Annotated in this window: 21 protein-coding genes and 1 tRNA gene; 14 read left to right on the forward strand and 8 right to left on the reverse strand. The window is 65.6% G+C overall.

Going from position 1 to position 21,131, the window contains the following annotated elements; genetic code table 11:
• Window positions 1-225: 225 nt before the first annotated feature.
• Complete coding sequence (locus tag IEW19_RS14420; RefSeq protein ID WP_188572373.1) at window positions 226-1,047, reverse strand: LysR substrate-binding domain-containing protein; 822 nt, start codon at window positions 1,045-1,047, stop codon at window positions 226-228.
• On the opposite strand from IEW19_RS14420, the gene IEW19_RS14425 reads away from it, so the two are divergent.
• Window positions 1,010-1,411 carry a DUF5997 family protein gene (locus IEW19_RS14425; RefSeq protein ID WP_188572313.1) on the forward strand — a complete coding sequence of 134 codons (402 nt, stop codon included), beginning with the start codon at window positions 1,010-1,012 and terminating at the stop codon, window positions 1,409-1,411. The two genes, IEW19_RS14420 and IEW19_RS14425, sit on opposite strands and share 38 nt — an antisense overlap.
• 23 nt (window positions 1,412-1,434) lie before the next feature.
• Here IEW19_RS14425 and IEW19_RS14430 read toward each other — a convergent pair whose 3' ends face one another.
• Entirely contained in the window at window positions 1,435-1,815 is a 381-nt protein-coding gene (locus tag IEW19_RS14430) for a VOC family protein (RefSeq protein WP_188572314.1), read from the reverse strand.
• Between the two features lie 162 nt (window positions 1,816-1,977).
• Here IEW19_RS14430 and IEW19_RS14435 point away from each other — a divergent pair, with 162 nt between their 5' ends.
• Complete coding sequence (locus IEW19_RS14435) at window positions 1,978-2,610, forward strand: hypothetical protein (protein ID WP_188572315.1); 633 nt, start codon at window positions 1,978-1,980, stop codon at window positions 2,608-2,610.
• 54 nt (window positions 2,611-2,664) lie between these two features.
• The gene (locus tag IEW19_RS14440; protein WP_188572316.1) at window positions 2,665-3,273 is read left to right on the forward strand and encodes a DUF6919 domain-containing protein; all 609 of its coding nucleotides are present in this window, start codon (window positions 2,665-2,667) and stop codon (window positions 3,271-3,273) included.
• Between the two features lie 27 nt (window positions 3,274-3,300).
• Here the strand turns inward: IEW19_RS14440 and IEW19_RS14445 are convergent, their stop codons facing one another.
• Window positions 3,301-3,783, reverse strand: a complete 483-nt coding sequence (locus tag IEW19_RS14445) for a pyridoxamine 5'-phosphate oxidase family protein (RefSeq protein ID WP_188572317.1) — start codon at window positions 3,781-3,783, stop codon at window positions 3,301-3,303.
• 66 nt (window positions 3,784-3,849) lie between these two features.
• Window positions 3,850-5,052, reverse strand: coding sequence for a flavin monoamine oxidase family protein (locus IEW19_RS14450; RefSeq protein WP_188572318.1), 1,203 nt, complete (start codon window positions 5,050-5,052; stop codon window positions 3,850-3,852).
• A gap of 136 nt (window positions 5,053-5,188) precedes the next feature.
• Between IEW19_RS14450 and IEW19_RS14455 the strand changes: the two genes are divergently transcribed.
• The 4 genes from IEW19_RS14455 to IEW19_RS14470 all read left to right on the forward strand — a co-directional run bounded on the left by IEW19_RS14455 (window position 5,189) and on the right by IEW19_RS14470 (window position 9,170).
• Window positions 5,189-5,902: a TetR/AcrR family transcriptional regulator gene (locus IEW19_RS14455; RefSeq protein WP_229748486.1), complete on the forward strand. Its 714-nt coding sequence runs from the start codon at window positions 5,189-5,191 to the stop codon at window positions 5,900-5,902.
• 111 nt (window positions 5,903-6,013) lie between these two features.
• Window positions 6,014-7,237: an MFS transporter gene (locus tag IEW19_RS14460; RefSeq protein WP_229748487.1), complete on the forward strand. Its 1,224-nt coding sequence runs from the start codon at window positions 6,014-6,016 to the stop codon at window positions 7,235-7,237.
• A 91-nt stretch (window positions 7,238-7,328) separates the two neighbouring features.
• Complete coding sequence (locus IEW19_RS14465) at window positions 7,329-8,456, forward strand: L-talarate/galactarate dehydratase (RefSeq protein ID WP_188572319.1); 1,128 nt, start codon at window positions 7,329-7,331, stop codon at window positions 8,454-8,456.
• A gap of 9 nt (window positions 8,457-8,465) precedes the next feature.
• Window positions 8,466-9,170, forward strand: coding sequence for a FadR/GntR family transcriptional regulator (locus IEW19_RS14470; protein WP_188572320.1), 705 nt, complete (start codon window positions 8,466-8,468; stop codon window positions 9,168-9,170).
• A 159-nt stretch (window positions 9,171-9,329) separates the two neighbouring features.
• Here IEW19_RS14470 and IEW19_RS14475 read toward each other — a convergent pair.
• A tRNA-Leu gene (locus IEW19_RS14475) sits at window positions 9,330-9,412 on the reverse strand.
• 395 nt (window positions 9,413-9,807) lie between these two features.
• Between IEW19_RS14475 and IEW19_RS14480 the strand changes: the two genes are divergently transcribed.
• The 7 genes from IEW19_RS14480 to pknB are packed head-to-tail and all read left to right on the forward strand — an operon-like array spanning window position 9,808 to window position 19,312.
• Window positions 9,808-10,560, forward strand: a complete 753-nt coding sequence (locus IEW19_RS14480; RefSeq protein WP_188572321.1) for an FHA domain-containing protein — start codon at window positions 9,808-9,810, stop codon at window positions 10,558-10,560.
• Window positions 10,557-11,039 carry an FHA domain-containing protein FhaB/FipA gene (locus tag IEW19_RS14485; protein ID WP_188572322.1) on the forward strand — a complete coding sequence of 161 codons (483 nt, stop codon included), beginning with the start codon at window positions 10,557-10,559 and terminating at the stop codon, window positions 11,037-11,039. Before IEW19_RS14480 ends, IEW19_RS14485 begins: the two co-directional genes overlap by 4 nt.
• 2 nt (window positions 11,040-11,041) lie before the next feature.
• Complete coding sequence (locus IEW19_RS14490) at window positions 11,042-12,766, forward strand: PP2C family protein-serine/threonine phosphatase (protein WP_373283614.1); 1,725 nt, start codon at window positions 11,042-11,044, stop codon at window positions 12,764-12,766.
• Window positions 12,763-14,151 (forward strand): FtsW/RodA/SpoVE family cell cycle protein, encoded by a 1,389-nt coding sequence (locus IEW19_RS14495; protein WP_188572323.1) that lies wholly within the window; start codon window positions 12,763-12,765, stop codon window positions 14,149-14,151. Before IEW19_RS14490 ends, IEW19_RS14495 begins: the two co-directional genes overlap by 4 nt.
• Complete coding sequence (locus tag IEW19_RS14500; RefSeq protein ID WP_188572324.1) at window positions 14,148-15,608, forward strand: peptidoglycan D,D-transpeptidase FtsI family protein; 1,461 nt, start codon at window positions 14,148-14,150, stop codon at window positions 15,606-15,608. The genes IEW19_RS14495 and IEW19_RS14500 overlap by 4 nt, the downstream gene beginning before the upstream one ends.
• Window positions 15,605-17,332, forward strand: coding sequence for a protein kinase domain-containing protein (locus tag IEW19_RS14505; protein WP_188572325.1), 1,728 nt, complete (start codon window positions 15,605-15,607; stop codon window positions 17,330-17,332). The genes IEW19_RS14500 and IEW19_RS14505 overlap by 4 nt, the downstream gene beginning before the upstream one ends.
• A gap of 15 nt (window positions 17,333-17,347) precedes the next feature.
• The gene (gene pknB, locus IEW19_RS14510) at window positions 17,348-19,312 is read left to right on the forward strand and encodes a Stk1 family PASTA domain-containing Ser/Thr kinase (protein ID WP_308419999.1); all 1,965 of its coding nucleotides are present in this window, start codon (window positions 17,348-17,350) and stop codon (window positions 19,310-19,312) included.
• Between the two features lie 27 nt (window positions 19,313-19,339).
• On the opposite strand, the gene IEW19_RS14515 is transcribed toward pknB, so the two are convergent.
• The 3 genes from IEW19_RS14515 to IEW19_RS14525 are packed head-to-tail and all read right to left on the reverse strand — an operon-like array spanning window position 19,340 to window position 20,939.
• Window positions 19,340-19,981 carry an anthranilate synthase component II gene (locus IEW19_RS14515; protein ID WP_188572326.1) on the reverse strand — a complete coding sequence of 214 codons (642 nt, stop codon included), beginning with the start codon at window positions 19,979-19,981 and terminating at the stop codon, window positions 19,340-19,342.
• On the reverse strand, window positions 19,978-20,148 hold the full coding sequence (locus IEW19_RS14520; RefSeq protein ID WP_188572327.1) for a hypothetical protein: 171 nt from the start codon (window positions 20,146-20,148) through the stop codon (window positions 19,978-19,980). Before IEW19_RS14520 ends, IEW19_RS14515 begins: the two co-directional genes overlap by 4 nt.
• 2 nt (window positions 20,149-20,150) lie before the next feature.
• Window positions 20,151-20,939, reverse strand: a complete 789-nt coding sequence (locus tag IEW19_RS14525) for a class E sortase (protein WP_188572328.1) — start codon at window positions 20,937-20,939, stop codon at window positions 20,151-20,153.
• Window positions 20,940-21,131 lie beyond the last annotated feature (192 nt).

Raw genomic sequence — 21,131 nt, forward strand, 5'->3', positions numbered from 1 at the left:
TGGAAAACGTCAAGGCCACCGCCACCGACGCCGCCCAAAACGTCAAAACCGAAGGCCAACAAGCCGCCACCGACGTCAAAGACCGCACCACCGACGCCAAAGACAACGTCCAAAACACCTAATCCGCGTGGGTAACCAGAACCAACAGCAAAGCCGGCTCCGCACACTGCAGGGCCGGCTTTCCTGTTGTCCTGGCCTATAAGCGGAGGCCCACAGGGTCGGAGGCTAGCGCTTGCCCTTTTTCCGTGAACCCCGGCCGCGGCCCTTGTCCGGGTTGGGGGCGTACCGCTGCGCCACCTTGGGCGCCTTCTTGGCCCCGCTACCGCGGCGGTCCGGCTTCGGCTCCTTCTTTACTTTCTCCGGCTGGGCAGAGGGCTGGCGTGAACTCTGGGCGGTGCGGCCGCGCACCACCCCGATGAATTCCTCGAGCACCTCATCCGTGGCCTCCATGGGCCACGCCAGCGCCACTTCGGTTCCCTCGGCGCCGGTAAGCCTGCGCGCCACGGTGTCTTTGACGTTGAAATGGCGGGCCACCGACATGGGGAGGATCAGCAGGCCTGCACCGGCGGCAACCACTTGGAGCGCGGCCTCCGGTCCGCCCAGGGCCGCGACGTCAAGAAACGACTCCTGCGCAACGTCGGCAAGCTCCACTTCCTCGAATACCGAGATCTCGTGGCCCTTCGGGGCCACCACCACCGGCTGTTCCTCGTACAGCGGGATGACGCTGAGGCCCTCCCGTTCGATGGGCAGGCGGACGAAGCCCATGTCTGCCTTCTTGTCGACCAGCACTCCAAGCTGGGCGCCGTCGTCGACCATGAATGCCTCAAGCGGAATATGCGGCATCCGCTCTTCCCAGCGGCGGATCCATTTGCCCGGTGTCACCCCCGCCACGTAGGCGATGCGCAGCACCCGCGGTGCCGCCTCGTCAGGGCCGGTTTGGGCATCAGGCGTGGGGGTATTGTCGGCGGGCACGTCTTCACAGTACCCGTCGCCCGGATACCCTTGAAGCATGACCTCTGCAAACTCCCAGTCCATGAAGCCGGCCACTGTTGCCAAGAAACTTGGCATCTACCTGCCGGCGACGCCGCAGGAGTTCCAGGATTCATCCATTACCCGCGAGGAGTTCGCCGAGCTGCAGGCCAATCCCCCGGAATGGCTTGCAGATCTCCGCCGCAACGGCCCGCATCCCCGACCCGTGGTGGCGCAGAAGCTCAACGTGTCCATCAGCGGCCTGGCGCGCGGTGGCGTGGAGGAAGCACTGACGACGGCGGAAATCACCGCGCTGCTGCAGGCTCCGCCGCAGTGGCTGGTCACCGAACGTGCAACGCACGCAGCCGTCCGCGCTGAAGCCCAGCGCGTGAAGGACGAGGCCGCGAAGAAGCAGGCAAAGAAGGACCGGGCGCAGGCATAGCCGATTGTCAGTCCTCCCGGTCCTCAGTCCTGGTGGATCTGGATGTAGTTGCCGCAGCCGTCGTCGAACACGGCGCTGGTCCCGAATGAATCCGTTACGGGCGGACTCTTGAAGCTGACCCCGGCAGCCACCAGCCGGTCGTACTCCGCCTGCACATCGGTAACCCCGAAGACGATGGCGGGAAGGCCGGCCTCGCGCACGGCGTTCATGTAGTTGGCGCCCATCGGATTGTCGCTCGGCTCCAGGAGCAGCCCCACCGAACTGTCGTCCGCTCCTGGGTCCTTGATGATGTAGAGGTTGTACTCCGGCATGGCCATGAGGGTGTCAAAGCCCAGTGTCCCGGTGTAGAAGGCGTGGGCGGCGGCGGGATCCTGGACGTGGATGCTGCACATTTTGAGTCGCATGGTCCCACGGTACCGCCCGTCCCCGCGGCGTTTGCAGTGCCGCGCCTCCCCTTTTCCAGCCATTGACGCTGTGCCCGGAAGACGGTCCAATGGAAGGACCAGTCCGGGCTTCCCGGCCGGGCCCAAGCCTTGACTAAGAATGAAGGGCGCTGGAGGTGCAGGATGCCAGTCGTGGCGGAGTCTTTGATGCACGGACTGCTTCAGGGCGCGTGGGCGGTCCTGCTGTGCGGTCCCGTCCTGGTTGCCAGCGTGGCCGCCACCGTTTTCGTTGTACGACGCCGGGCCCTGGCGCCCAAAGGTCGCGCACCGGAGGGTGCGGACCAGCTCTTCTGGGACCTTTTCCTGGGTTCCTGCGTTGCCCTTCCTGCCCTCTTGATCCCCGCGTTGGCATCGCCCTGGGCGGGACTGGTTCTGGCCGGGGCGGCCACAGCTTCCGGCATTGCCTCCTACCGCGTCAGCCCCGGGTTCCTGGCGTGGCGCGCCGCCCAGCGTGAACAGCGGCAGCAGCTTTCTGCACACCAGGCCGCGCGGATGCAGCATGACGAACTCATGTTGCGGTGGCAGCGCTACGAGCTTGATCCGGCCTGCAACATCGACTACCCGGCATTGACCGACGTGCGGCTGCCGGAGACGTCCGCACTGATCAAGGCAATGCGGACCGCAGACCAGCTTCGGACGGCCACGCACAAGGGCTACCCGGACGCCGTCGGAAGCCTGGCTGCGTCCCTGGCTGCGGCGGAACGGGCGGCGGGAATCCCGGCCGCCCTGCCCGTCCAGCAGGCTGGCAGAGGTTAAGTGCTGTGTCGCGGGCGGTGGATCGGTCCACACGCCCGGCGATAGCATCCAAAGATGAAGCCTGAGCAACTGCCTGTCCATGACAAGTTTGGCCGGCTGCTGGAGGACCGTGGAGTCTGGCGGCAGGCCACTACCTTGGAGGCCGCCGGCGAACTGACGGCCCGGTGGCTGGAAGGCGGGAGTTCGTACCAGCCCGGGCACTTTGCTGCGGGCTTCGACGACGAGACCAGGCCCATCGCAGCGCCCTTGGCTGAACTGAACCGGAACGGGCTGTTCACCAAGGAGTCCCAGCCGGGAATTCTTGCCGATGGGGCGGCACAGCGCCAGTACGTCACCGGCTTCTGCAGCGCCGCCACCGCCGCTGATCTGCTGGCGCTATCCACCCGCACCGAACTGGTCACGGTGGCCCACGCGCCCGGCGAGGCAAGCAGCGCCGCCATTCCGGTGACCCTGGCGGGACCAGAAATCGCTACCGTGCTCGGCTCCAGCGAAAACCCCGTGGAGGAGGCACAGATCCGGGACTGGGCGGACGAAACCAACGATTCCCTGGCACTGCTGCTCGCGGACTCCTGGTATGTGGAAATCATGGATCCCGTATGGGGACGCAATGAAGTTCTCCTGCCGGCAGTCCTCCAGGCGCTGAAAGGGGCAGAGCAGCCTTAGCCGCCCCGCCCCTATCACTATTCGGCGCTACAGCTCCACGGTGCCGCTTTCACCAACACTCATCCGGCTGTGAGTCACCTTCGACTTGACCCACTGCAGCACCGTGGCGGCCGTGCCGCCCGGGCTGGTCCAGTACTCGGCGGAGTCCGAATCGATGTGCAGCAGGCACACCTCGGGGGTGTCCGGACCGTCCGGGAACCACGCCTCAACCGCCTGGTTCCACAGCTCGCGGATCTTGGCCCGGTCCGTAACCACCTCGGCGGTACCGGCGACGGAAACCCACTCGGTGTTCTTGCCAAAGGAAACGTTGACGCGCGAATCAGCCCGGACATGCGCAACCTGCGAGGTGCCAAGGCCCGTGAAGAACCACATGTCGCCGTCGTCCTTGACCTCCTGGACGGCCAGCGGCCTGCTGACGAGGGCGCCTTCTTCATTGATGGTGGTGACCATTCCGATCTTGGAATCGTTGATGATCTCCGTAACCTTGCTGATGCTCTGGGCGTCAGTCATGCCTCACCTCGTTCGTCTGAAGTCGGGGACGCTCCCCGCCGCCAGCCTATTAGTAAGCATGCTTATTTACCAGCCGGCGAGTACCGCCACCTTTGCCACTTCGGCGACGCGCGCCGCGGTGATGCGGCCCATGCGGATGGCGCCGTCCACGTGCTGGTACCCCTCGGCAGCAGGGTCGGAGGAGGACCAGTAGATGGGGCCCACCGGCGCCAATTGGTCCTTGCCGTACCGGTGGAGGCCCCCCAGGTCGTAGCTGGCTGCGTAGGCGCCGCGGGTCCACTCCTCCGACCCCCAGTCGGATTCGTAGTAGACCTCCGGGGCGAGGGCCTCGTCACCCAGGTAGCCGGCAATGGACTTGAGGATGGCGCGCTTGCGGTCGTCGGCACCCAACTCGAAGACGGCGTCGGCCTTTTCATCGGAAACGAAGCCCACCAGGGTGCCGCGCGGGTCGGCGTGGTTGGTGTTGTCATAAACCTCCTGGACCAGGGCATCCGCGCCGAAGCAGGTGCCGGAGAGTCCGGCGTTCCGCCAGAACGGCGTGCTGTACACGGCATGCACCTTGATGACCAGGCCCAGGGACTGGTGCTGGTGCATTTGGTGCTGGCGGCGCGGCAGCGGCGGATTGAAGGAGACGCGGGAGTAGAGGTTCGGCGGCACCGCCATGATCACGAACCGGGCATTGACGGTTGCGCGGTCACATTCGACGGTCACGCAGTGGCCGCCGTCGGCGTCCGGCTCCCAGTTGACCGTGCGCACCGGGGAGTTAAGGACGATGTCGCCACCCAGTTCCCGCGCCTGCAGCAGCGAGACCTGCTGCATCCCGCCCACCACGCGGCGGTCCAGTTCACGCGCCTTGGGATGCGCCCACGGTGCACTGGCGCCGACTTCCGCGGCGAGTCCGTCCAGCAGGGCCACCAGGCGGTCCATCTCGACGGCGATGTCCGGATCCACGGGAAAGGTGTCGCCGGTGTAGCGCACGGGGGCGCCGTCCGCACCGATGTAGATGGACTCCCCTTCGCGGTAGCGCGGGTAGGTGTCCAGCTTCAGCTCGTCAAGCAGTTCCAGGAGGGCGGTCTGGTCCGGTGAGACCCACTGTCCGCCGATCTCGAGCATGGCACCGTCCACGGTGTCGGTCCAGGTGCGGCCGCCCACGCGGTTTCGGGCCTCGAGCACGGTAACGGTGAGGCCCGCCTTCTTCAGTTCACGGGCGGCAGTAACTCCGGACGGCCCGGCTCCCACCACCACGACGTCGCGGTTCAGGTTCAGCATGATGTCCTCTCTGCGGCCGGTTGGTGACGGGGACCGCTAAATGAATGCCGTTCATTTAGTAGAACTATAGCTGTTGCCCGCCGGGAGCGGAAGTGCCGGGTGGAATAATGCAGGGGACATCGACGAAAGGGCAGCAATGCCGGCAGTATCAGCCGCAGAGGGACGCTCCACCAGCATTGGCGGAGCGCAGAGGAGGCGGGCGGGCCGTCCGTCCGCGGCAGTGCTGGACAAGTCCGGAATTACGGCGGCTGCGCTGGAGCTGGTCCGCCGCAAAGGCTACGACGGGCTGACAATGGCCGCCCTGGCCAAGGTGCTCGACGTGGCGCCCTCCGCCCTTTATAACCACGTGGCGTCAAAGCAGGACGTCCTGCTCCTGGTGGAGGACCACCTGATGTCCCTGGTGGACGTCTCCGGATTCGGCGGCGGCAGCTGGGAGGACGCCGTTTGCACCTGGGCCTGGAGCTACCGGGACGTCTTCGCAGAACACACTCCGCTGATTCCCGTGATCGCCGTCCTGCCCGTCACGGACGCGCCGCAGACCCTTGCCATGTACGAAACCGTCAGCAAGGGCTTCCTCGACGCCGGCTTCCCCCGGGAGCGCATTATTCCCGCCATCGTTGCGCTTGAGTCCTTTATTTTCGGCTCTGCATACGATGTCACCGCTCCGGAAGACATCTTCGATTCAGGCTCCATGGCCGGTTCCACCCCGTACTTCACCGCGGCCGTAAGGAGTGCCGCCACGGGCCAGGACGGCACGGCGCCCGGTCCGGAGCGCGGGCGGCAGGCCGACGCCGCCTTTTCGCTTGGACTCGATGCGCTGGTTTCCGGCCTGGGGGCGCTCCGGGGCTGAGATGCATGTTTCGGCGTGCCGAGGCAGGTATCCGCAGTCCCTCCCTGGTCCCGCCGCGCCTTCCTACTATTGCGTGGGGCGAAGAAACGTCTTCGCCGGGTAGGAGAAGACGTGCGGACAGGACAAGACCAATCAGCCGAGACCAAGTCGCGGCGCGGCCTGGCACCCCCTGCGGCCACTGCCGCGACTCCGCTCCTGACGTCGTCCGCCGCCTTGTGCTGGGGCCTGCAATTCGCACTTCTGAACCCCGTCCTCGCACTGCTGCTGGTCGGTTTGTACGACGCAGGTCCGGCCGATGTTGGATGGGTCCTCGCCATCTATAACGCCAGTGGGTTCGTGGCCGCACTGGGAATACCGTCGTGGGCCGACAGGAGAAGGGACTACCTGCGGCCGCTCCTGGCATGTGGAGCACTCACCCTGGCCCTCGCCGGAACCCTCGCCATAGCCACAGCCCTCCCGGTCGCGGTGGTGGCCCTCGTCGTCCTCGGTGGTCCCGCGGGCGTCGGCGTTTCCCTCCTGTTCGCCGAGATGAAGCACGCCAAAGCCGCCCCCTCAGAGGTGATCAACGTACGCGCAATCGTGTCCTTTGCCTGGGTAGCGGGGCCGCCGCTGGCCACCTTCATCATGGGATCCCTTGGAAACCGTGCCATCCTGCCGGTGCTGGCCGCCGTCGCACTCCTCAACATGGCCACCACCGCTGTCATGATCGCCAAGCGCCGCACGGCAAACAGCGTGGAACCAGACCCGGATCCGGCCATCCTTGCCAGCGGGCAATCCGTCCACCGCAGGGCCGTTGTCCCCATTGTCGCCGGCTTCGTTGCCCTGCAGGCGACCAACAGTGCAGCGGTATCGGTCATGAGCCTCTTCGTCACCGAACGCCTCGGGCTCCCGCTGGTATGGTCAGGCGTCGCACTGGGAATCTCTGCGCTGCTGGAGATTCCTGCGCTGCTGGTTATCGGAAAATTGAGCCGCCGGCTCTCAAGCCAGGCACTCCTCGCGACCGGCTGCATCGCCGGCGTTGGCTACTACGCTGCCATGACCTTAATAACAGGACCGGAGTTGCTGATCGCCGCCCAACCCCTAAATGCCTGGTTCTTCGGCACCGTCGCAGGCATTGGATTGACCTTGTTCCAGGACCTCATCCCCCGGCCAGGCCTCGCGTCCGGCTTGTTCACCAACACCAGGCGTATCGGAGCGATAGTCTCCGGTGTGATCATCGCGGCCGGCCCGGGCCTGGGCTTTGGATACCAGGGCGTGTTCGGCATCTGCGCCATCGTGGCCTTCGCAGCGCTCATCCTTATTGGACTGTCGCGTAATACCGCTCCGGCTGCGTGACAGGGAGCCCAGCCAGCTACTTGTAATACAAGTAGCTGGCTTATATCCTAAGATGGTGGGCGACGAAGCCCCCCCGCCTTTAGGAGCATCCATGAGCACCGTCGACCTGATCCGGCATGTCAAGCTGTCCACCGCCCGCCTCCCGCTCGCCGTCCCCATCAGCGACGCCAAGGTATTCACGGGCCGCCAGAAACCCATGACGGAGGTGGTTTTCCTCTTCGCTGAGATCACCACCGAACTGGGCCACTCCGGCATCGGCTTCAGCTACTCCAAGCGCGCCGGCGGCCCCGCCCAGTACGCCCACGCCAAGGAAGTCGCCGAAGGCCTCATCGGCGAGGACCCCAACGACATCGCCAAGCTCTACACCAAACTCCTCTGGGCAGCCGCCTCGGTAGGAAGGTCCGGGGTCGCCACCCAGGCCCTCGCCGCCGTCGACATCGCCTTGTACGATCTCAAGGCCAAGCGCGCAGGGTTGCCGCTGGCGAAGTTCCTCGGCTCCTACCGCGACTCCGTGCGGACGTACGACACCTCCGGCGGCTTCCTGAACGCCAGCCTTGAGGAAGTGAAGGCACGCGCAACGCAGTCCATCGAGGAAGGCATCGGCGGCATCAAAATCAAGGTGGGCCTGCCGGACAGCAAGGAAGACCTGCGCCGCGTCGCCGGCATCCGCGAGCACATCGGCCCCGACGTGCCGCTCATGGTGGACGCCAACCAGCAGTGGGACCGGGCCACCGCCCTGCGCATGGGCCGCCGCCTCGAGGAATTCGACCTGGTCTGGATCGAAGAACCCCTGGACGCCTACGATTTCGAAGGCCACGCCCACCTGGCCCAGGTCCTGGACACCCCCATCGCTACCGGCGAAATGCTCGCCTCCGTGGCCGAGCACAAGGGCCCCATCGCCGCCAACGGCTGCGACATCATCCAGCCCGACGCCCCGCGCGTCGGCGGCATCACCCAGTTCCTCCGCCTCGCCGCCCTCGCGGACGAACGCGGGCTGGGCCTGGCCCCGCACTTCGCCATGGAAATCCACCTGCACCTCGCCGCCGCCTACCCGCGCGAGCCCTGGGTGGAACACTTCGATTGGCTCGACCCACTCTTCAACGAAGGCCTCGAAACCAAGGACGGCCGCATGATCGTCCCCGACCGCCCCGGCCTGGGTGTAACCCTTAGCGACCAGGCCCGCTCCTGGACCACCGAGAGCGCGGAGTTCGGCGCGTAATCTTGACCCATGAGCCGGAACCTCACCGCGGACCTAGCCGCTGACCTTCGCACCCGCATCGTCGACGGCGTGATCCAGCCAGGCGACAAACTGCCCAGCGAGAACACGCTCATCAGCGACTTTGGCGTCAGCCGGACCGTGGTACGGGCCGCCCTCACCCGGCTCCAGGCCGAGGGACTCGTTGAGACCGAGCGCGGGCGTGGCAGCTTCGCCCTGACTCCCCCCGCTGAGGGATCTTCGGCAGTGCCGGCGCTCCGTCCCGTTGCCACTACCGAAGACAGGCTGCACCTGCTGGCATTCCGTATGGGCGTGGAGACGGAAGCCGCGGCACTGGCCGCCCGGAACCGCACGGACCGGCAGTTGCGGGCCGTCAGCACCGCACTGGACGCCTTCACCGAAAACGCAGACCACCCGGCGCACGCCATGAAGTCCGATTTCGAGTTCCACCGTGCTGTGGCCGCAGCATCAGGCAACCCCTATTACTCCGACTGCCTCGCAGCCCTGGGCCAGACCATGATCGCGATGCCACGCACCCGGCTGATGACCGGCGTCGAACACTACGCCCGGGACCATTTCGACCAGGTGGTGCTGGAGCACCGGTCCATCCGCGATGCCATTGCTGATAGTGACGAGGCTGCCGCGGCGGCTGCCATGCGCAGCCACCTTGCCAACTCACGACGCCGGTTCAAGGCTTCGGCGCGGCCGTCCAGTTAGGCGGGGCACACCAACGAGGCGCCAGGACACCCGCTTCCGGACAAACCACCCGTGTATCCCCGGGTGAAAAGTCCGGAGGAGGGTGGTGTACGGAACGACGCCCATTACGGGGACATGCAAAAGAGCCCCGGTCCGAAGACCGGGGCTCTTTCATTTGCGTGCGCGAGGGGGGATTTGAACCCCCACGCCCTTTCGGACACTGGCACCTGAAGCCAGCGCGTCTGCCGTTCCGCCACTCGCGCGCAACTTCTTCCACTTGGCCGGACCGTTTCCCGTTTCCATGCCTCGTAAAAGCAGCGAGATCAAGCATAACGGACACATGCCGCAAATTACCAATTGACCGCCGGCAACCCTCCCAGCACCCCGTTGAAACCGGATAAGAACCGCGACAAGCCAGTCGTAAGACGGCCGGCGGTAGCCAGCCCGCCCCCGCGCGGGGGCGGGCTGAAACGGCCGCGCAAGCGAACTTTTGCAGGCACCCGGCCGTTGTGGATTAAGGTCATTCGCAGGGACGGCCAGTAGTATCGGATGTAGGAGTGGCCGCCGCCGCAGGGCGTACCGCGCTGCGGCAGACTGACCCGCGTGTGCTGGCCAGCAACAACTACTGCCCCGGAGCCGGGGGGAAAGGAGAAGAACCATGGGTCTGCTGGACAAGGTTGAACGTGGCATTGAAAAGGCCGTCCGCGGTGTCTTCTCCACCGGTTCCAAAGCCCAAGTCGAACCCGTGGAGATCGCCAGCAGGCTACGCCGCGAGGTGGACCACAAAGCCCTCACCGTCGCAGCCGGCCGCACCCTGGTGCCGAACGTCTTCGACGTCCAGCTCAGTGAGGACGACTTTGGCCGGGCGCAGGAATGGGGCACCCCGCTGGCCGAAGAACTCTGCGACGTGGTCATAAATCATGTCCGCAGCCAGGGCTACATCCTCCAGGGTCCCGTCCGGATTTCCTTCCGCCGGGAAACGGGGCTTCGCGCCGGTGATTTCGAAATCGCTTCCTCAACCGAGAAGTCACAGGGCACCGGTGACGCCCAGCCCCAGCCCTACGCCAGGCCCAACGTCCCTGCCGCTCCGAGCCGGCAGCCTGTCAGGCTCCAGCCGGTACTGGACATCGACGGCCAGCGCTATTCGCTGAACGCCCCGTCCATCGTCCTGGGCAGGTCATCCGAGGCAGATATCCACATCGAGGATACGGGCGTATCCCGGCGCCACCTGGAGATCCGCACGGCCAACGGGATCACCAGCGCTGTGGACCTGGGGTCCACCAACGGCAGCTACGTCAACGGCCAGAAGGTTTCCGGAAGCACCGAACTCACCGACGGCTCCACCATCACGATGGGACGGACAAAGATTATCTTCCGCCTGCTTCCTGCCAACCAGGGTGGCCATGCATGAGCGATCTCACCATCACCGCTCTGCGGTTCGGCTTCCTGCTGCTCCTCTGGGTACTCATTTTCAGCATCGTCTCCGCCATGCGCCGCGACCTCATGGTGGGCCGAAAGGCTGCCGCCGGTGCACCCACCGCCCGCCAGGTCCGGCGCAACCCCGAACTTGCCGACGCACCGCCGCAGCCCGTGAAACAGCAGGCCCGGCAACTGGTGGTGGTCGAAGGCCCACTCAAGGGCAGGACGCTCCCGCTGGCAGCCAGCCCCATCCTGTTGGGACGCGCCCAGGAAGCCACCCTGGTCCTGGAGGACGATTACGCCTCAGGCCGCCACGCGAGGCTTTTCCCGCAGGGCAGCCGCTGGTTCATCGAAGATCTTGGCTCCACCAACGGAACCTACTTGGGAGACCAGCAACTTACCCGTGCCCTGCCCGTCGAGCCAGGGGTACCCGTGAGAATCGGCAAGACGGTCATTGAATTGAGGCCGTAACCGTGGCCGTGGCTGAAAACCCCGTAACCGGCTCCAGTCCGGGACAGCGGCCCCTTATCATGCGGTTTGCGGCGCGCTCCGACGTCGGCCGGATCCGCTCGAAGAATGACGATTCCGCCTACGCCGGCCGCCACCTCGCCGTCGTCGCCGACGGCATGGGCGGACACGCCGGCGGTGACGTCGCCTCGGCCGCAACCGTCCTGGACATGATCCACCTGGACCGCCCTGGCCACGGCGAGGAGGCCGGAACAGTCCTGGCCGACGAAATCCAGACGGCCAACTCCCTGCTCTCCGAACTGGTGCACATCAACCCGAAGCTGGCAGGCATGGGCACCACAGTCACCGCCCTCCTGCTGGGTGAGGGAAAACTGCATTTCGCGCATATCGGCGATTCACGGGCGTACCGGCTCCGCGATGACGAATTCAAGCAGATCAGCGTGGACCACACATTCGTCCAGCGGCTAATCGACGAAGGCCGCCTCCGGCCCGAGGAAGCGGAAACGCATCCGCACAAAAACGTCCTCATGCGCGTGCTGGGCGATGTCGATGCCAGCCCGGAGCTGGACCTGGACACCCTCGACGCCCGGCCCGGCGACCGGTGGCTGCTGTGCTCGGACGGATTGAACTACGTAGCCGGGCATGCCGTGGAGCGGACGGTCCGGGAAAGCCACAACCTGCATGAATGCGCCGAAACCCTCGTCGAATTGACCCTCGAGGCCGGTTCCCCGGACAACGTCACCGTTGTGGTGGTGGACATCGTGGAGGAAACGCCCGACGACGTCAGCACGGCCGCCGTCGAAATCGTCCCGCCCGTGAAGGGCAGTGAACCCGCTGCCGCGGCAGGTGCTGCGGCGGCCACCGCAGCTGCTCCTTCCGTTCCCGACGACGGAAAGAAACCCGGCGCCGGCCCCGAAGCCGCGAGCAGGGAGACCGCCAGCGGCGAAGGCTCCAACCAGGAATCCCGGGACGGCGACGCCAAGGATGGGGACGAGGGTTCCCCGGAATTCGGCAGCACCGACCCGCATCTGGGGGAACATCTCTCCGCTGAGGTCCTCCGCGAAGAACTTGCCTCGCGGCCACACGAGCTGGTGGGCGCAGCTGCCGCCGCCGCCGAATCCGGTTCCATCCCCACGGTGGCGGGCCGCACCGTGGCGCGGAGGGCAGCGACGCTCCTCACTCATAAGGCAGATCCGGCCGCTGACGTGGAGGCCGCCGCCCCAACGCCGCTGCGTCGGCGCCGCTGGGTAGCGTGGTCCGTTGCAGCCGCAGTGCTGCTTGTAGTGGCCGTCGGATTGTGGCTCGGGTACGCCTGGACGCAGACGCGCTACTACGTGGGCGAATTCGATTCCCGGGTGGCCATCTACAACGGCGTGTCCCAGCGGCTGGGGCCCATCCAGCTGTCCTCCCTTGAGGCCGTGACTGAGATCCGGATGGATTCACTTCCGCCGTTTTCGCAGCAGCGGGTCCGGCAGACCGTTCCCGCCAACGACCTCTATGATGCGCAGCGGATCGTGAAGAACCTGGAGCTCACGGGAACCACGTCGCCGGAACAGGAATGCCCTTCGCCCTCGGCCTCCGCTTCCGCTTCTACCGGGCCGTCCCCTGCAGCCAGCGCCACGCCGCCCCCCGCTCCTGGTGCTTCCGCCACGCCGACGCCATCTCCTTCCGCCACGCCGACGCCATCTCCTTCCCCCACGCCCACCATCACCTGTGAGGTGGCCAGATGAGCCAGGTAAGCACAACGCCGAAGCCTCGCCGCAACGTTGAACTCGCGCTGCTGCTGCTGGCCCTCGCCGTCGGCATCGGCGCCAACATGATGGTGGGCGTGGACCAGGAAAAGGCCTTCGATTCCGACTTCTGGTTCCAATCCAGCCTGCTGGCGGCAGCAGCCCTGGTGTTCCATGGCGTGCTGCGCTTCCGCGCAAAATATGCCGATCCTGTAATACTTCCGATCGTGGTTGCCCTGAACGGACTGGGCCTCGCCATGATCCACCGCCTGGACGCCCCCGGCGGAGATACGGGAAACAACCAGCTCCGGTGGACGCTCATCGCCATGGCTGTGGCTATCGCCGTCGTGTTCTTCCTGAAGGACCACCGCATCCTGCGCCGCTTTACCTTCATCTCCCTGGCTGCCTCCGCCCTGTTATTGATCCTTCCTCTGGTTCCGGGGATCAGCGCCGGAGAAGTCCTCGGGGCACGGGTATGGATCCGGTTCGGTTCCATGACGTTCCAGCCGGGCGAAGTAGCCAAGATTACCCTGGCCATATTCTTCGCTGGGTATCTTTCCTCCAACCGTGATCTCATCCTGCTTGCCGGCCGCAAGATCGGCCCCATGCAGTTTCCGCGGTTCAAGGACATGGGCCCTATGATCACCGCCTGGCTTGTAAGCATCGGCGTACTCGTTTTCCAGCGCGACCTGGGTTCTTCCCTGCTGTTCTTCGGCCTGTTCATCGTCATGATCTACGTGGCCACCAGCCGGATCAGCTGGGTGGTGATTGGGTTGGCCTTGATCATTGGCGGCGGCTTCGTAGCTGCCCAGGTGTTCGCCCACGTTCAGCAGAGGGTCTACGGCTGGCTCAACGCCTTCTCCCCCGACGTCTACGAGAACGGCAGCCGGCAGGTCATTGAGGGCCTGTTCGGAATGGCCAACGGCGGGCTGGTGGGCACCGGTCTTGGCCAGGGGCGCCCGGACCTGGTTCCCTTTGCCAACAGTGACATGATCATCGCCTCACTCGGCGAGGAGCTCGGCCTGATCGGCCTGTTCGCCGTTGTCCTGCTTTACCTGCTGTTCTTCACGCGCGGCTTCCGCGCCTCCCTCGGCACGCGGGATGCGTTCGGAAAACTGCTGGCCTGCGGCTTGTCCTTTGCGGTGGTCCTTCAGTGCTTCGTGGTCATAGGCGGTGTCACGCGGCTTATTCCCCTGACGGGGCTCACCACACCGTTCCTGGCGGCGGGCGGTTCCTCGCTGCTGGCGAACTGGATCATCGTGGGACTGCTCCTGATGATTTCCCACGCTGCCCGCGGCCCCGTGGACACTACCCCGCTTCCTCCTGCGGAGGCAGCCGCTGCCCCCGGCATTGACACTCCAACCGAGGCGGTGAAGCAGTCGTGAACCAGGCAATTCGACACGCGTGGGTGGCCGCAGTGGCCATGTTTGCGCTGCTCTTTGGCGCTATCAGCTTTGTGCAGGTGGTGGGGGCCGACGACCTCAAGACCAATCCGCTCAACCAGCGCGCCATCCTGCAGAACTACTGCAATGACCGCGGTGCCATCATCGTTGGCGGGACTCCCGTGGCCGAGTCGGTACAAACGGGTTCGGAGACGTGCACGTTCCAGCGAACGTACCCGCAGCCGGAGCTCTACGCCGGGCTCACCGGCTACTTCTCGAAGAACTACGGTGCCACCGGGCTGGAGCAGTCCATGGCCGCCGAACTCGCAGGCAACTCGGATCAGCTCTTCCTGGACCGGGTGGGTCAGCTCTTCCTTGGCAACCAGCCCAAGGGTGCGTCAGTTGAACTCACCATCGACCCCCAGATCCAGCAGCTGGCCTACAACCTGATCCCTGACGGCCAGCGCGGCTCGATCGTGGTGACGAATCCCAAGACCGGCGCCATCCTGGCCATGGCGTCCAAGCCGTCCTACAATCCGAACCTGGTTGCCACCCAGGACGCTGCCGCGGAGCGGGCCAACATAAACGAGTTGGTCAAGGTTCCGGGCATCAACCTGAACCAGAACGTCAGCGGCCCCACCGGGGAACTCCTGGCCCCGGGATCGGTCTTCAAGCTCGTGGACACGGCCGCGGCCCTCGCCTCGGGCAAGTACAACAAGGACAGCGTCCTTCCCAACCCCGCGGAGATGTCCTTTGACGGCATCCAGTACAAACTGCCCAACTACGCGGGTGGCAACTGCTACACAAGGGACACCGCCACCTTCGCCTTCGCACTTCAACAGTCCTGCAACACCCCGTTTGCAAGCATCGCCCTTGACCTTGGCCGCAACGCCATCGCCGACCAGGCCAGGAAGTTCGGGTTCGGCGAGGACGTCGGGGACCAGCTGAAGCTGGGCCACGCGCTGGGCAACGGGTTCCCTGACAACCTGGACGCCCCCGGCCTGGCGCAGTCGGCCATTGGCCAGAAGGATGTCCGCGCAACGCCGCTGCAGATCAACATGATGACTTCCGCCATCGCCAACGGCGGCAAGCAGATGCAGCCCAACCTTATTAAGACCCTGCGCTCCCCTGACCTTCGGGTCATCGACGAACCACAGCCGCAGCAGCTTCGCACCTCCACCACCCCGCAGATCGCCGGCCAGATCACCGAGTGGATGGCAAGTGCGGTGAGCGAAGGCATTGCAAAGGGTGCGGCGGTCCCGGGAATCCAGGTCGCCGGCAAGACAGGAACTGCAGAGCTTGGAAACGGAACCAATAACTCCTGGTTCACAGGCTTCGCCCCCGCAAATAATCCGCAGGTGAGTGTCACGATCGTCATGGAGGGCGTGAACATCACCACCGGCGCACAGCTGACCAGTCCCAACGCGAAGAAGATTTTTGAGGCGGTGTTGAATAAGTGAGGCCTACAACGGGAATCACCCTCGGCGGCAGATTCCAGCTGACCACGCGGATTGCGATCGGCGGCATGGGGGAAGTCTGGAAGGCCAAAGACCTCGTCCTGGGCCGCATCGTCGCCATCAAGGTGCTGAAGGAGGAGTACACCGGTGACCCGGGATTCCTCCAGCGCTTCCGCGCGGAGGCCCGCCACACAGCCCTCCTGAACCATGTGGGCATCGCCAACGTCTTTGACTACGGCGAAGAAGAGGGTTCAGCGTACCTGGTCATGGAGCTGGTCCCCGGGCAGCCGCTGAGCAGCATCATCGAACACGAGCAGGTGCTGTCCCCGGACCGTACGCTGTCGATCATCGCCCAGACCGCCCGCGCGCTGGCCGTTGCGCACGCCCAGGGCCTGGTCCACCGCGACGTCAAGCCCGGCAACCTCCTGATCACCCCTGACGGACGGGTCAAGGTCACGGACTTCGGCATCGCCCGCCTCGCCGACCAGGTGCCCCTCACCCAGACCGGGCAGGTCATGGGGACGGCGCAATATCTGGCTCCGGAGCAGGCCACCGGCCAAACCGCCACCGGTTCCTCGGATATCTACTCGCTGGGCGTCATCGGGTACGAATGCCTTAGCGGCCACCGTCCCTTCACCGGCGAATCCCAGATTGCCATCGCACTGGCCCAGGTGAACGACGCTCCGCCGCCGCTTTCGGAGACCCTGCCCACGCCCGTGCGCGCCCTGCTGATGTCCATGCTGGCCAAGGACCCGAAGGACCGGCCGGCGAATGCCATCAAGCTGGCGGAGGCAGCGGAGGCCATCCGCAACGGGGATGTAAGCGCAGCGCGCGCCGCCGTACCCGGCATGCTTCTTTTTGACGCCGATACCGGCCCCATCACTGCCCCCGTGGACACGGCCACCGCCCCTACCGGCGTCATTGGCGCGCAGCGGGATTCCACACCCACCGCCACGTCGGCCCTGCCGGTGGTGGGCGCGGGCGCAGCGGGCGTGGCCGCCGGAATGGCTGCCGGGGCCGCGGGTGCATCCGCCGCCGAACGGGAGGCACCGCAGGGGCCGCTGGCCCGCGCCAATGCGCTGGCGGCTGAACGGAACTGGGACCAGGAGGAGGAAACGTACGACGACGGGCCTTCCGACGAGCCCCGGCGCAAGGGACGCAGCCCCTGGACCTGGCCGCTGGTCGCCTTGATCCTGTTGCTGCTTTTCGCCCTGGTGGGCTTCCTCCTGAACCAGGCGGGACTCTTCTCGCCAGCCGGGAACCCCACGTCCGGCACCACCACAAGCAGCGCGCCCCCTTCGTCGGCGACGCCAACTAAAACCACCCAGTCGGCTACGCCTACGCAGACGCGCAGCACGCCAACGCCCACCCCCACCACGCAGCCCACCCAAACCACCGTCAACGTGATCCCGGCCGCGTACCTTGGCAAGGACTACCGGCAGGTCCAGGCTGCCCTCGCAGGCCTGGGGCTCCAGGTGACGGTCCTGCCCCAGGAGAGCTCTGCGACGCCCGGGACAGTATTGGAACTGAATCCCACCGGGACGGTCCCCAAGGGTTCGCTCATTACGGTCATCTACGCCACGGCTCCGACACCGGCGCCCACTACGGCGGCCCCAACGCCTGCGCCCACTTCATCGTCACCCGTGGCGGGGCCGACGCCCATCTCGCCCTTGCCCACCTGCACCGCCGGCCAAACGCCCGGAGCGCCGCCAACCTGCCTACCTTAGACGTCGGGACCATCAGTGAACGAGTCAGCACGCACACCGTTGCATCGGGAGGACAGCCTGCCGGTGGATAACCGGCGTGTCCTAAGCGGGCGCTACGAGCTGGGTGATCTCATTGGCCGCGGCGGCATGGCGGATGTCTACCGTGGGACCGATACCCGCCTTGGCAGGACCGTTGCCATCAAGCTGCTCCGGCCCGACATGGCCAGGGACCCGCAGTTCCAGGCACGGTTCAAGCGTGAAGCGCAGGCCGTTGCTGCCCTGAACCACCCCTCCATCGTTGCCATCTTCGATACCGGGGAACACGTGGTCCACGACGGCACCGCAGAGGACGTCCGGGTACCCTACATCGTCATGGAATATGTTGAGGGCAAGACCCTGCGCGAACTGATCCGTGCCAATGAGGTCACCATCAGCCAGGCCATCGACTACTGCCTTGGCGTCCTCGGCGCCCTCGAATACAGCCACAAGGCCGGCATTGTGCACCGGGACATCAAGCCTGCCAATGTGATGTATTGCCCGGGCCCCAACTCGGTGAAGGTGATGGACTTCGGCATTGCCCGCGCCATCGCAGATTCCTCCGCCACCATGACCCAGACCCAGGCAGTGGTGGGAACGGCCCAATACCTCTCGCCGGAGCAGGCCCGCGGTGAAACCGTTGACGCCCGGAGCGACCTCTACTCCGCGGCGTGCCTGCTCTACGAAATGCTGACCTCGCGGCCGCCGTTCGTCGGGGACAGCCCGGTGTCCGTGGCCTACCAGCACGTACGCGAAATTCCTGAGCCGGCCAGCAGCCTCAACGCGGACGTGTCACCAGCGCTGGATACCGTCCTTGCCAAGGCCCTGCAGAAGAACCGGGACGACAGGTTCCAGGACGCCGCCGCCTTCCGGCGCGCCCTGCGGGCTGCAAAGGCAGGAGTTGCTGTCCCGGCAGTACCGGCGTCGGAGGCACCCACGGACCCGAATGACCACGTTCCCCAAGCGTCACCTCCCACGGAGGCATTCGCGGCAGCCGGCGCAAGCTTCCTTGATGAGGCACCCACCGGGCAGCTGGCCGCCACCACCCTCTTCCATGACGACGGCACACCAGCTGTTCCGCTGGAAGTGGCGGATGAGCACGGCGAAGATGACCACGGCGCCGGGGCACTCCCGCTTGGCTTCCTCCCGGAACGTGAGCGCACCACGCGGCAGAAGTCCCGGCGTCGTGCCTGGATCGCGACGCTGGTGATCTTCACCCTGCTGATCCTCGCCGGCGGCGGATTGTGGCTGTACCAAACGGTGAACCGGCCCGCTCCCGCTCCGCCCAAGGTATCCATCCCGTCGGTGGCGTCCATGTCGGAAACCGCTGCACTCCAGGAACTGTACAATTCAGGCCTTCACCCCAGGATCGCACGGTCTAGAAATGACACGGTGCCCAAGGGGACCGCCATCGGGACGGATCCCGCGGCGGGCGGTTCGCTGGATCCGGGGGCCGAGGTAATCCTCAACGTCTCCGACGGACCCAGTTCGGTGAAGGTCCCGGACAGCCTCCCGGGCAAGACTGAAGCGGCGGCACGGGACATCCTGCGCCAGGTGGGACTGGTCGGCGCCCCGTCAACCATCACCGCCAACAGCGCCACCGTTCCGGCCGGGATTGTCATCACCTCCAATCCCTCACCGGGGCAAAGCGTCGGCGTGGGCACCAGCGTGGAGCTCATCGTCTCCACGGGCAAGGTGGTTGTACCGGAACTGCGTGGCCTCAACCGCGAAGAGGCCGAAGCCGCACTGAAGGAACTCGGCCTGGTGCCGTCGGTGACCGAGGTGGAAAACTCCCAGGTGGAGCCCGGCAAGGTCACGGACCAGAGCGACCCCGTCAACGCCGCGGTTGCCCAGGGAAAGACCATCACCATCGTGGTGGCCAAGGCTCCTGCGCCGCCGCCGGCGCCAACGGAAACACCGACGCCCACACCTACGCCGACGCCGAAGCCCACCAAAAGGGGCTGACGTCCCCCGCTGGGGGAACGGGCCCGGCTAGTGCTGGATGAGGGGGCTCAGTTTCGCGGCACGCGCGGCCGCGCCTTTCATGCCCAGCGACTCCAGCCAGTTGCCGAGCATCTGGTACCCGCCCTCGGTGAGCACCGATTCGGGGTGGAACTGAACCCCGCACAGGGGTGCCGTCCGGTGCTGCAGTCCCATGACCACGCCTGACGCGGTTTGTGCCGTGATTTCCAGGACATCGGGAATGGATTCCCGGACCGCTGCCAGCGAATGGTAGCGGGTGGCGGTGACGGGGGAGGGGAGTCCCGCAAAAACACTGGTGCCGATATGCTCCACTTGGGATGTCTTGCCGTGCATGAGTTCGGGGGCGTGGGTCACCTTGCCGCCGAAGGCTTCCGCCAGTGCCTGATGGCCCAGGCACACGCCAAACATGGGAACGCTGTTTTCGCCGCACCACTTGATCAGCTCGATGCAGATCCCCGCCTCGGCAGGGTTTCCGGGACCGGGAGAAATCAGGACGCCGTCCCGGGTGCCTGCAAGTTCGATCGCCTCGGCCAGGGTGACGTCGTCGTTGCGGACAACGGTGGTTTCGGCGCCGAGTTCCTGAAGGTAGCCCACCAGGGTGTAGACGAAGCTGTCGTAGTTATCCACTACGAGGATCTTGGTTGTGGTCATGGCTGGTCTGTGGAACCAATCGTTGAGTCGGTGAATTGGGTGAAATGGGACATCCAGGGGAAAAGGAACTGGACCATCAATACCAGGGCAATGAAGACCAGCACCAACGAGATGACGATCCTGAGCCAGAGCGGTCCGGGGAGGTGGCGGAAAATCCAGGGGTACACGGTCAGCTCCTTCCGGTGGCTGCTGCCACCTGGGCTGCGATCTCGGCCGGCGGTCCGGCTGCAGCCGGGCGCCAGCTGTCCAGCAGGGCATAGGCGATGATGCGTTCTTCCGCGCCGAAGCGGGGGTTGCAGCTTGTCATCGTGAGGTAGCTTTCGGTGGGCGCGGCGCCCGGCTGGGTCGGCACCGGTTCCAGGACGTCCGTGCGGGAGGGCATCACGATCTGGTTGTTCCGGAAAACGTAAACGTAATAGCCGTCCTTGGTCTGGACGTAGATCTTGTCGCCGGGCACCAGCGTGTGGATATTGTCCAGCACTGCACCGTGCGTCTGGCGGTGGCCGGCAACGGCGAAATTGCCTACCGCACCGGGCATCGCCGTATTGCTGTAATGCCCAAGGCCGAGCGTGTCCAGGACGTCCTGGCTGGTCCCCTGGACAATGGGGCGGGTGTAGGTAGGGCCGAACCGGGGGATGTACATGATGCCAATGGTCCCGGCGTGGCCCGGAGCGGTTCCCACCACGGGCTTGCCGAAATCCTGAGCCGCTGCAGGTGGCGCCGGCGTTGCTGAGGGAGCGGGTGCGGCACTGCCGAGGTCCTGGGCGAATTCCTTGATGACCTGGCTCTGCTTGGCGTCGGACTCGACGTTAGTCCACCACAGCTGCCATGCCACGAAGAGAAGAAGGATGACGCCGGCAGTGATCAGTAGTTCACCCAGCACCTGGATGGTGCCGCGCAGGACGGCGCGACGGGGTGCGGGCGCAGTGGCAGTCCCCACCTTCTCCTGCAATACCACGCGTTCTCCTCCGGGCGTTTGCCCTGGCAGTTCCCCGGCCAGGCCGGCACCGACTGCCCATCAACTGCGGCTAGAATTGGCTGCTAGTAAGAATCCAGATTTGACCAAGATCGCGCAGACCGCTGGCAATTTCCTTCTTGCAGGATACCAAGCCCGGGACGCCGAGCTTGCCCAGCCCGCCAAGGAGAGCCA

Origin of the sequence: Arthrobacter liuii, assembly GCF_014639275.1 — a bacterium.
In the GTDB taxonomy this organism is placed as follows: domain Bacteria; phylum Actinomycetota; class Actinomycetes; order Actinomycetales; family Micrococcaceae; genus Arthrobacter; species Arthrobacter liuii.

Excerpts from the sequence above, each read along its gene's own strand:
- IEW19_RS14450 (WP_188572318.1), bottom strand. The coding sequence starts at position 5,052 with ATGCTGAACCTGAACCGCGACGTCGTGGTGGTGGGAGCCGGGCCGTCC.
- IEW19_RS14480 (WP_188572321.1), top strand. The coding sequence starts at position 9,808 with ATGGGTCTGCTGGACAAGGTTGAACGTGGCATTGAAAAGGCCGTCCGC.
- IEW19_RS14515 (WP_188572326.1), bottom strand. The coding sequence starts at position 19,981 with ATGACCACAACCAAGATCCTCGTAGTGGATAACTACGACAGCTTCGTC.
- IEW19_RS14435 (WP_188572315.1), top strand. The coding sequence starts at position 1,978 with ATGCCAGTCGTGGCGGAGTCTTTGATGCACGGACTGCTTCAGGGCGCG.
- IEW19_RS14425 (WP_188572313.1), top strand. The coding sequence starts at position 1,010 with ATGACCTCTGCAAACTCCCAGTCCATGAAGCCGGCCACTGTTGCCAAG.
- IEW19_RS14440 (WP_188572316.1), top strand. The coding sequence starts at position 2,665 with ATGAAGCCTGAGCAACTGCCTGTCCATGACAAGTTTGGCCGGCTGCTG.
- IEW19_RS14445 (WP_188572317.1), bottom strand. The coding sequence starts at position 3,783 with ATGACTGACGCCCAGAGCATCAGCAAGGTTACGGAGATCATCAACGAT.
- IEW19_RS14455 (WP_229748486.1), top strand. The coding sequence starts at position 5,189 with ATGCCGGCAGTATCAGCCGCAGAGGGACGCTCCACCAGCATTGGCGGA.
- IEW19_RS14430 (WP_188572314.1), bottom strand. The coding sequence starts at position 1,815 with ATGCGACTCAAAATGTGCAGCATCCACGTCCAGGATCCCGCCGCCGCC.
- IEW19_RS14465 (WP_188572319.1), top strand. The coding sequence starts at position 7,329 with ATGAGCACCGTCGACCTGATCCGGCATGTCAAGCTGTCCACCGCCCGC.
- IEW19_RS14495 (WP_188572323.1), top strand. The coding sequence starts at position 12,763 with ATGAGCCAGGTAAGCACAACGCCGAAGCCTCGCCGCAACGTTGAACTC.
- IEW19_RS14470 (WP_188572320.1), top strand. The coding sequence starts at position 8,466 with ATGAGCCGGAACCTCACCGCGGACCTAGCCGCTGACCTTCGCACCCGC.
- IEW19_RS14485 (WP_188572322.1), top strand. The coding sequence starts at position 10,557 with ATGAGCGATCTCACCATCACCGCTCTGCGGTTCGGCTTCCTGCTGCTC.